This window comes from Pseudomonas sp. NBRC 111133 (genome assembly GCF_001320605.1).
Lineage (GTDB): Bacteria > Pseudomonadota > Gammaproteobacteria > Pseudomonadales > Pseudomonadaceae > Aquipseudomonas > Aquipseudomonas monteilii.
The window spans coordinates 21,081-29,782 of the sequence record NZ_BCBJ01000106.1; the positions used below are offsets into that span (position 1 = coordinate 21,081).

Below are 8,702 nucleotides of genomic sequence, written 5' to 3' on the forward strand. Positions count from 1 at the left end.
ATAAGCAGGCAAACGGAGTACGCGCAGAGGCCATGGCAGGGCGCCACGGTGCACCGCGCATCACCCTCCGTGATGCCGTTGGCAGTAACAGGCCGGTCTCCGGGCTTGTGAGCGGGCCTCGGCCCAGCCTGCGCGCCTTCCCGGATGCTGGCATCCAGTGGCCCTGCGCGGCCTTCTACTCACCTACCGTTGCGGGGGCAGCGCCGGAATCGCGCCATGCTGGCGCCCACCGGCTTCCCAGTTTCACCCTGCCCAGTCGGGGCTGGCAGGGCACCTGAAACACGCGCGAAGGTTAGAGGGTTGTACCCGGAGCGTCAATCGAAGCAGGCGCCATACCCGCCAAACAGGCATTGTCCGCAACAATGACCAATTCGCCAGCGTGTGCCACACTGAACACAGTAATATCACTTGGCCATCACCTTCAGCTGAACGCGACCACAACCACAACAGGAGAGCGCAGCATGCGAGGCCAGATCATCAACAACTCACGCCTGGAGTTCCTCGGCCCGGTGCTGGAGCGCTGGGTCGACTGCATCGACCGCTTCAACCAGTTTGCCGGTGATGCCGAAGCCCCGTATTGGCAGGGTGCCGCGGCCAACACCGGGCTACTGGCAGCGGCAGCGTGGCAGGCCGAATTGGCGGCGCTGCAACAGTTTGCCGGCAAGAAGCAACGCGACGAAGGCGAATGCGAAGGGCGCTGCGACCTGTCGATCAGCAGCGCCGACGACACGCTATACCTCAGTGTCAGCCAGCGCTGGCCCAAAATCGCCCGGCTGGACATGGCGGCCGCCCTGCAGCAAACCGCTGCCCTCGCCCACCAGGTGGCCTACCCCAGCCAGTTGAAGGCCGGGGCGCTGTTCATCAGCCCTTGGAAGGCAGGCCAGCATGCCAGCCCCGAGGAGCTGCAAGACCTAGTCGACGACCTGCAGAAACACACCGCCTGCGCCATCGCCTGGTACTTCCCCTATGCCTACCGCAACTTGCACAACGAGCTGGGGCAGTATTTCCCGGGGGTGGCACTGCTGCTCAAGCAAGCGTGACGGCAGGGGCTGGCATCAGGCCCGTACCGGTCTCAACCTGATCGCGGCTCCCTGTAGGAGCGGATCAGGGGTTCTGTGCCAGGTGCCCTTGTGGAATCACGCGCTTGGCTTGCAGGTAGGCCTTGGCCCAATAACTGTTGGAGAGGTAGTCAAGGCGCACGGTCCCCCCCGTGGAAGGTGCATGCACGAAGCGCCCTTCGCCGACATAAATGCCGGCATGACTGACCTGCGAGCCACCACTGGTAGCAAAGAACACCAGATCACCGGACTGCAGCGACTGGGCATCCACCGTAGGTGCGCGCATGACGATCATCTCCCGCGTCGAACGCGGCAGGCTGATGCCGGCAGCATCACGGTAGACGTACTTGATCAGGCCACTGCAGTCGAAGCCGGAGTCCGGCGTATTGCCACCCCAACGGTAGGGCGTACCCACCAGGCCGATGGCTCGGATCAACACGTCATCGGCAATCGGCGAAGGGCTGGGCTGGCTATACGTGACCTGCGGTTGAACCACAGGGGACGGCGCAGGGGCACGGCTAGAGCAAGCAGCCAGCAAGGCTGCCAGGGAGAGAAATGCGAAGCGCGCCATCTTTACCATGGCCAGAACATCCTGTCTGAGATTGCTGCGCCGCAGCCAAAAAGAGTTGAGAATTTAGATTAGACGCTTTCTGTAAATACGCACGGCGGCGAGCTTTTTTCAAAGCATCGCCGCCGTGGCAGGGTACAGCATTTTGCCATCAGTTGCGCGCGATGTTGGTCGGCGCCATGGCCAAGGCACGCTTGGCTTCGATGAAGGTCTTGCTCCAGTAGCGGTCACCGAGGCTGTCGATGCGCACGCCACCGCTGCGGCGGCTGCTGGAGTGGATGAACTGGTTGTCACCCAGGTAGATGCCGGCATGGCTGACGCGGCCGCGACCGTTGGTGCTGAAGAACAGCAGATCACCCGGCTTGAGCTTGTTGCGTGCCACTTTCGGTGCATCGACGTTGATCATTTCGCGCGTCGAGCGTGGCAGGGTCATGCCCGCCTCTTCGCGGAACAGATAGCCGATGAAACCGCTGCAGTCGAAACCGGACTGTTCCGAGGTACCACCGAAGCGGTAGCGAGTGCCGATCAACGACATGCCACGCTCGAGAATACTGTCCGCCAGCACTGGCAGCTGGTAAGGCTTGCTGTTGCTGGAGAAGGCCTCCAGGTCATCTTCAGTGGCCAGTTCTTCCGGTTCGCCGAACACCGACGAGGACGAAGCTTTAGCCTTGATCACCGATTGTGCGGCGACCGGGGTGTGATCCTGAGGCTGAGAAGCCGGGCCTTGGGCCGCGCAGCCAAAAAGCAGGGTCACGAGTGCGAGTGGCACGAGGGGTGCGAAGCGCTTTAGCATGGGCACGACCGTGTCTGTAATCCTTTAGAAGGGTGAAACTATGCCCTCTATCATGGCCATTTGCAAATTTTATCGAAAAAGATGTGACTTTTTTGTTTTGCCGCTCTGGCCCAGCGTTTTCAGGGGGTTACCAGCCGAGGGTTTCCTTGAGGAACGGAATGGTGAGCTTGCGTTGTGCCTGCAGCGAGGCCTGGTCGAGGCGTTCCAGCAGGTCGAACAGCGCGCTCATGCTGCGCGCACCGCGGGTGAGAATGAAGTGGCCGACTTCGTCGGTGAGGTGCAGGCCACGGCGCGAAGCACGCAGTTGCAGGGCTCGCAGCTTGTCTTCGTCAGACAAACCACGCATCTGGAACACCAGGGCCAGGGTCAGCCGCGATTTCAGGTCCGGCAACTTGATTGGCAATTCGCGCGGGGATGCCGAGGCGGCCAGCAGCAAGCGCCGGCCACTGTCACGCAGGCGGTTGAACAAGTGGAACATGGCCTCTTCCCAGTCCGCCTTGCCGGCAATCACGTGCAAGTCGTCGATGCATACCAGTTCGTACTGGGCCAGGTAGTCAAGCAGTTCTACGCCGCGATCGAGCAGTTGCGCCAATGGCAGATAGACAGCAGGTTCGCCGCGTTGCTGGAAGCGGTGGGTGGCAGCCTGCAGCAGGTGGCTACGGCCAACACCCTGCTTGCCCCACAGGTAGATAAGGCTCTCGGTCCAGCCGGCGTCGGCTTCGCATAGCCGCTCGACGTAGCCCAATGCCGCAGCATTGGCGCCCGGATAGTAGTTGATGAAGGTGGCGTCATCGCGCAGGCGCACACCCAGGGGCAACTGGATCGGTGGTTTCATGCTCGCGGGCGGTCAGCAGGACCGCAGGGGGGCCTTTGGTGAACAATGTTGCAAAGTCTATACCCGCAAGGCGGGCCGCACAATCACGGCAACAGATAGCACAAGCAAAATCAACAAGTTGCGCCAAGTGGGGGCTGCATCGCAGCCCCAACATCACAACTGCGGGTCGATATCCCCGGCATACATGTCCGATTCCTTGTACATGTCATGCACATGCCGCAGCAGCACCATGATCACGGCCGCCACCGGCAGCGCCAGCAGCACCCCGGTAAAGCCGAACAGTTCACCACCGGCCAGGATGGCAAAGATCACCGCTACCGGGTGCAGGCCGATTCGGTCCCCTACCAGCAGCGGCGTCAACACCATGCCTTCGAGCGCCTGCCCGACCATGAATACCGCGACGATGCCCAGCATCGGATACAGGTCGCCCCCAAACTGGAACAGCCCCGCCACCAAGGCCGCACCGATACCTATGATGAAGCCCATATAGGGCACGATGGCGGCCAACCCTGCGAGCATACCGATGAGCAGGCCCAGTTCCAGCCCGACCAGCATCAGCCCAGCCGAATAAATGACGCCCAAGGCCAGCATCACCATCAGTTGCCCACGCACGAACGCCCCGAGCACTTCGTGGCATTCGCCCGCCAACCCGACCACCTGCGGCTCACGCTGACGTGGCAGCAGGCTGCGCAGCTTGGCCATCATCAGGTCCCAGTCACGCAGCAAGTAAAAGCCCACCACCGGAATCAGTACCATGTTAGCCAGCCACGCCATCAGCGCCAGGCTCGAAGCCGTGGCATGCGACAGCAGCATGCCGACGATGTCGGTGGTCTGGCCCATGTGGCCAGCGATGGCAGCCTTGATCTTGTCGAACTTCCAGAAGCCATCAGCCAGGCCCAAGCGGCTCTGCACCCAAGGCAACGCAACATGCTCAAGCCAGTCGAGCATCTGTGGCGCCAGCTCGTACAAGCGCACCAGCTGCTTGGCAAGCATCGGCACCAGCACCAGCAGCAGGGCCAGCAACAGTAGGGTGAACAGGCCGAACACCACCACCACACCCCAGGTGCGCGACAGCCCCAGACGCTCCAGGCGGTCAACCAACGGGTCGGCCAGGTAGGCCAGCAGGATGCCAACCAGAAACGGGGTAAGAATGTTGTGCAAGCTATAAAGCAGCACAGCGACGAGCAGGGCAGCGCCCAGCCAGATCCAGCGACGAACGTCGGTCACGGTATGCTCCCCTTACCAGCGAAAACGCAGGCCGTCGAACGGCTTGGGTGCAGGTTGGGCCGGCGTAGGTTGCTCACCGGCTGCCGGTGCTGGCGTGGCGGGCGCTACCGGCACCTGCTCAGCGGGCAGCTCCTGCAACTTGGCCAGGCCGAGTTGGGCACGCAACTGTTCGCGGTTGCCGGTCACGCCATAGGTCAGGGTGGTGCCTTCAGCCATTTGCAGGCGTGGGCCATAGGGTTCGAGCACACGGGCAAGCTCGGCATAGCGCTGCAGGTTCATCCCCTGCACTTGTACCTGCATCTGGCTGCTGGCACCCGGACGGGTGACATAACGCGGCGCCAGGCGACTGCTGACCGCCAACATGACCGCGTCAGCCAGGGCAGCCGGGTCGCCCCCTTCGGCCGTACCTTGCTCACGCTGGTCGCCCAGCCACAGCTGCCACTTGCCCTGCCATTTGCCGTCGGCTTCCTGCGCATGCACCGCCAGCAAGGCATCGGCGCCATAGCGCTCGGCGGCCTCACGCAAAGGTGCCGGGTCGCTGGCTTCGATCTGCTTGGCATTGGCTACCAGTTGCTCCTGCAAGTCGGCCAGCGGCAAGCGCAACGGCAGGCCACGGTGCTGGGCGGCACGGCGCAGGGGCTGGGCGCTGGTCTGGCCGTCACCGACCAGGCTGCTGCCCTCGGCACTGTCGTTCAGCCACCAGCCGAGAATCGAAGGCCGATTGCTGCCCCACAGCGCCAGGCCGGCCTTGCGCAAGGCCCGCTCGGTGCTACCGGGGTCGAACTCGACCACCACCGACTCGGGCGGGCCGGCCTCGCTGCCAACCTGGTTGATGATTTGCTGCGGGTCCTTGCGCAACTCAGCAAGTGCCGGGCTTTGCGCTGCCTTGGGGTCGCCAGTCAGACGTAGCACCAAGGTGTCGAGGGCTTTGGCAGTGGCGGCAGTACGGGCTTCGGCGCCCTGCCCGGCCATTGGCTCGCGCACCTGATACAAGCCGGCGACATTTTCAGCCTGGGCTGCAACCGATATCAGGGCAAGGCCGCCGACCGCCAGAATATTGAACAAACGCATGGAGGATTCCTGTCCAGTCGAGCTTCAAGCACCAAGCTTCAAGCCGCAAGAAAAAGCAGGCCGAGCGCGAAGCCGCACTATCTTGCAGCTTGAAGCTCGCTACTTGCAGCTTATACACAAGCAACCGCATCAACCACCCTCAGCCCTTTTTCAACAATTTACCGCCCTGCCCGTCGGCCTGAGGATGGCCGCTGCCCGGCAACCCTGATAAAATCGCGCGCCTTCACAGACCACTGACGTTTCAGGCAGCCGCCGCTTACCCGCCGGCCTTGGCCGCCATGGTCGTTTTTAAGAATCCCTCCCTCCTAAAGGCCTGGATCAATGAGCAAGCAACCCTCCCTGAGCTACAAGGACGCCGGTGTAGACATCGACGCCGGCGAAGCACTGGTCGAACGCATCAAGGGCGTGGCAAAACGCACCGCACGCCCTGAAGTCATGGGTGGCCTGGGCGGCTTCGGCGCCCTCTGCGAGATCCCGGCCGGCTACAAGCAGCCGGTGCTGGTCTCCGGCACCGACGGCGTCGGCACCAAGCTGCGCCTGGCGCTGAACCTGAACAAGCACGACAGCATCGGCCAGGACCTGGTCGCCATGTGTGTGAACGACCTGGTGGTATGCGGTGCCGAGCCGCTGTTCTTCCTCGACTACTACGCCACCGGCAAGCTGAACGTTGACGTGGCCGCCACCGTTGTCACCGGCATTGGCGCCGGTTGCGAACTGGCCGGCTGCTCGCTGGTCGGTGGTGAAACCGCCGAAATGCCTGGCATGTACGAAGGTGAAGACTACGACCTGGCCGGCTTCTGCGTCGGCGTGGTGGAAAAAGCCGAAATCATCGACGGCTCCAAGGTTGCCACTGGTGACGCGCTGATCGCCCTGCCGTCCTCGGGCCCGCACTCCAACGGCTACTCGCTGATCCGCAAAATCCTCGAAGTGTCCGCTACCGACATCGAGAACACCCAGCTGGACGGCAAGCCGCTAACCGACCTGCTGATGGCGCCGACCCGCATCTACGTCAAGCCGCTGCTGCAACTGATCAAGAACACCGGCGCCGTCAAGGCCATGGCCCACATCACCGGTGGCGGCCTGCTGGACAACATCCCGCGCGTACTGCCGAAAAACGCCCAGGCCGTGGTTGACGTGGCCAGCTGGCAGCGTCCGGCGGTGTTCGACTTCCTGCAGGAAAAAGGCAACGTCGACGAGCACGAAATGCACCGTGTCCTGAACTGCGGCGTGGGCATGGTCATCTGCGTGGCCCAGGACCAGGTTGAAGCTGCCCTGAACGAACTGCGCGCCGCCGGTGAGCAGCCGTGGGTCATCGGCCACATCGCCGAAGCCGCCGAAGGCGCCGCCCAGGTCGAGCTGCAGAACCTCAAGGCACACTGATGCCGAGCAAGACCTGCAATGTAGTGGTACTGCTGTCGGGTTCCGGCAGCAACCTGCAAGCCCTGATCGACAGCTGCCAAGGCCAGGACAGCCCGGTGCGCATCCGCGCGGTGGTTTCCAACCGCGCCGATGCCTACGGCCTGCAACGTGCCGCGGCGGCCGGTATCGACAGCGTGGTGCTCGACCACACCCAGTTCGACGGCCGTGAAGCCTTCGATGCCGCGCTGGTTGCGCGCATCGACGGTTTTGCGCCAGACCTGGTGGTGCTGGCCGGCTTCATGCGCATCCTCAGTGGCGACTTCGTGCGCCACTACCAGGGCCGCCTGCTCAACATCCACCCGTCGCTGCTGCCCAAGTACAAGGGCCTGCATACCCACCGCCGGGCACTGGAGGCAGGCGACGCCGAGCACGGCTGCAGCGTACACTTCGTGACTGAGGAACTCGATGGCGGCCCACTGGTCGTACAGGCTGTGGTACCGGTGGCGTCTGACGACACTGTCGAAAGCCTGGCCCAACGGGTACACCGTCAGGAACACCTGATCTACCCGCTGGCGGTGCACTGGTTCGCTGAAGGGCGCTTGCGTCTTGGCGAACAGGGTGCATTACTGGATGGCCAGCCCCTGGCGGCCAGCGGTCACTTGATTCGATCCTAGGAGAATTTATGCGTCGCGCCCTGCTTTTGGCTCTCGCCGTGCTCGCCCTGCCCCTCCAGGCAGCTGATCTGAAGCCTTTCTCGGCCAGCTACACCGCCGACTGGAAGCAGCTGCCCATGAGCGGCACCGCCGAGCGCAGCCTGGTCAAGAATGCCAATGGTACCTGGGAGCTTAACTTCAAGGCCTCCATGATGATCGCCAGCCTGACCGAGCAAAGCACCCTGCGCATGGAAAACGACACCCTGCTGCCGCAGAAGTACCACTTCGAGCGCGGCGGCCTGGGCAAGGCCAAGAAGGTCGACCTGAACTTCGACTGGACTGGCAAGAAAGTCACCGGCAGCGACCGTGGCGATGCCGTCAGCCTGCCGCTGAACCGTGGCGTGCTGGACAAGTCGTCCTACCAGTTGGCCCTGCAGCATGACGTGGCCGCCGGCAAGAAGAGCATGACCTACCAGGTGGTTGATGGTGACGAGATCGACACCTACGACTTCCGCGTGCTCGGCACCGAAAAAGTCACCACCAAGACCGGCCAGGTCGATGCGGTGAAGGTCGAGCGCGTGCGCGATCCAAGCCAGAGCAAGCGCATCACCGAGCTGTGGTTCGCCAAGAACTGGGACTACCTGCTGGTGCAACTGCGCCAGGTAGAGACCGATGGTAAGGAGTACGTGATCGTGCTGCAAGATGGCACGGTCGATGGCAAGCCGGTGAAAGGCAATTGATCCAGCACTGCAAGCAGTAACCGAAGCCCCGCCCAGTGCGGGGCTTTTTATGCCCTTGTGCAAAGGCACAGGCCTTCATGAAACTTGTTTCATGCCCGTTTTATTTACTTAGCCTGCTAACAAACTCTATAAAGAGGGTGTGCGACACACTGTCGCAGCCAACTGAAGAAGTGGAGTTTACCGATGACTGTCCAAGTAACCGAACGCGACGAATCGAAAATGTCCCACGAAAGCCTGGCCGCCGGCATGCGGATCTGGGATGTGCACCAGCAAGGTCAACTGGTGGGGATGTTCCACAATGAACACGAAGCGCACCAGTACCGCGTAGAGCTGGAAGACCTGGAAAACCAGCGCACCACGCAATGACCCAGCCTTCAAATAAAAAACCCCGCCAAGGC

General features: G+C 62.5%; 10 protein-coding genes and 1 riboswitch. Of the genes, 5 read left to right on the forward strand and 5 right to left on the reverse strand.

Features of this window, described 5'->3' with window-relative positions; all coding sequences use genetic code 11:
- Positions 1-72 precede the first annotated feature (72 nt).
- A riboswitch (cobalamin riboswitch) is annotated at positions 73-293 on the reverse strand.
- A gap of 168 nt (positions 294-461) precedes the next feature.
- Complete coding sequence (locus tag APH36_RS24195; protein ID WP_060500781.1) at positions 462-1,040, forward strand: hypothetical protein; 579 nt, start codon at positions 462-464, stop codon at positions 1,038-1,040.
- A gap of 64 nt (positions 1,041-1,104) precedes the next feature.
- Here the strand turns inward: APH36_RS24195 and APH36_RS24200 are convergent, their stop codons facing one another.
- From APH36_RS24200 to APH36_RS24220, 5 genes are all read right to left on the reverse strand, one after another.
- Complete coding sequence (locus APH36_RS24200) at positions 1,105-1,638, reverse strand: C40 family peptidase (RefSeq protein ID WP_060500783.1); 534 nt, start codon at positions 1,636-1,638, stop codon at positions 1,105-1,107.
- 139 nt (positions 1,639-1,777) lie between these two features.
- Positions 1,778-2,419, reverse strand: coding sequence for a C40 family peptidase (locus tag APH36_RS24205; RefSeq protein ID WP_060500785.1), 642 nt, complete (start codon positions 2,417-2,419; stop codon positions 1,778-1,780).
- Between the two features lie 127 nt (positions 2,420-2,546).
- Positions 2,547-3,254 (reverse strand): DnaA regulatory inactivator Hda, encoded by a 708-nt coding sequence (hda, locus tag APH36_RS24210; RefSeq protein ID WP_003252443.1) that lies wholly within the window; start codon positions 3,252-3,254, stop codon positions 2,547-2,549.
- A gap of 153 nt (positions 3,255-3,407) precedes the next feature.
- Positions 3,408-4,481, reverse strand: coding sequence for an AI-2E family transporter (locus APH36_RS24215; protein ID WP_019099297.1), 1,074 nt, complete (start codon positions 4,479-4,481; stop codon positions 3,408-3,410).
- 12 nt (positions 4,482-4,493) lie between these two features.
- Positions 4,494-5,552: a DUF2066 domain-containing protein gene (locus APH36_RS24220; protein WP_060500786.1), complete on the reverse strand. Its 1,059-nt coding sequence runs from the start codon at positions 5,550-5,552 to the stop codon at positions 4,494-4,496.
- Positions 5,553-5,873: 321 nt separating this feature from the next.
- Here APH36_RS24220 and purM point away from each other — a divergent pair, with 321 nt between their 5' ends.
- From purM to APH36_RS24240, 4 genes are all read left to right on the forward strand, one after another.
- Complete coding sequence (purM, locus tag APH36_RS24225) at positions 5,874-6,932, forward strand: phosphoribosylformylglycinamidine cyclo-ligase (protein ID WP_003252437.1); 1,059 nt, start codon at positions 5,874-5,876, stop codon at positions 6,930-6,932.
- Positions 6,932-7,585, forward strand: a complete 654-nt coding sequence (gene purN, locus APH36_RS24230; RefSeq protein WP_060500788.1) for a phosphoribosylglycinamide formyltransferase — start codon at positions 6,932-6,934, stop codon at positions 7,583-7,585. Before purM ends, purN begins: the two co-directional genes overlap by 1 nt.
- Positions 7,586-7,593: 8 nt before the next feature.
- Positions 7,594-8,304, forward strand: a complete 711-nt coding sequence (locus tag APH36_RS24235) for a DUF3108 domain-containing protein (protein ID WP_060500791.1) — start codon at positions 7,594-7,596, stop codon at positions 8,302-8,304.
- 183 nt (positions 8,305-8,487) lie between these two features.
- Positions 8,488-8,670, forward strand: a complete 183-nt coding sequence (locus APH36_RS24240; protein WP_016715461.1) for a hypothetical protein — start codon at positions 8,488-8,490, stop codon at positions 8,668-8,670.
- Positions 8,671-8,702: the final 32 nt, after the last annotated feature.

What these genes read in the sequence shown, in the direction of transcription:
- hda (WP_003252443.1), bottom strand. Translation starts at nt 3,254, where the DNA reads ATGAAACCACCGATCCAGTTGCCCCTGGGTGTGCGCCTGCGCGATGAC.
- APH36_RS24200 (WP_060500783.1), bottom strand. Translation starts at nt 1,638, where the DNA reads ATGGTAAAGATGGCGCGCTTCGCATTTCTCTCCCTGGCAGCCTTGCTG.
- APH36_RS24205 (WP_060500785.1), bottom strand. Translation starts at nt 2,419, where the DNA reads ATGCTAAAGCGCTTCGCACCCCTCGTGCCACTCGCACTCGTGACCCTG.
- APH36_RS24220 (WP_060500786.1), bottom strand. Translation starts at nt 5,552, where the DNA reads ATGCGTTTGTTCAATATTCTGGCGGTCGGCGGCCTTGCCCTGATATCG.
- APH36_RS24240 (WP_016715461.1), top strand. Translation starts at nt 8,488, where the DNA reads ATGACTGTCCAAGTAACCGAACGCGACGAATCGAAAATGTCCCACGAA.
- APH36_RS24235 (WP_060500791.1), top strand. Translation starts at nt 7,594, where the DNA reads ATGCGTCGCGCCCTGCTTTTGGCTCTCGCCGTGCTCGCCCTGCCCCTC.
- purN (WP_060500788.1), top strand. Translation starts at nt 6,932, where the DNA reads ATGCCGAGCAAGACCTGCAATGTAGTGGTACTGCTGTCGGGTTCCGGC.
- purM (WP_003252437.1), top strand. Translation starts at nt 5,874, where the DNA reads ATGAGCAAGCAACCCTCCCTGAGCTACAAGGACGCCGGTGTAGACATC.
- APH36_RS24195 (WP_060500781.1), top strand. Translation starts at nt 462, where the DNA reads ATGCGAGGCCAGATCATCAACAACTCACGCCTGGAGTTCCTCGGCCCG.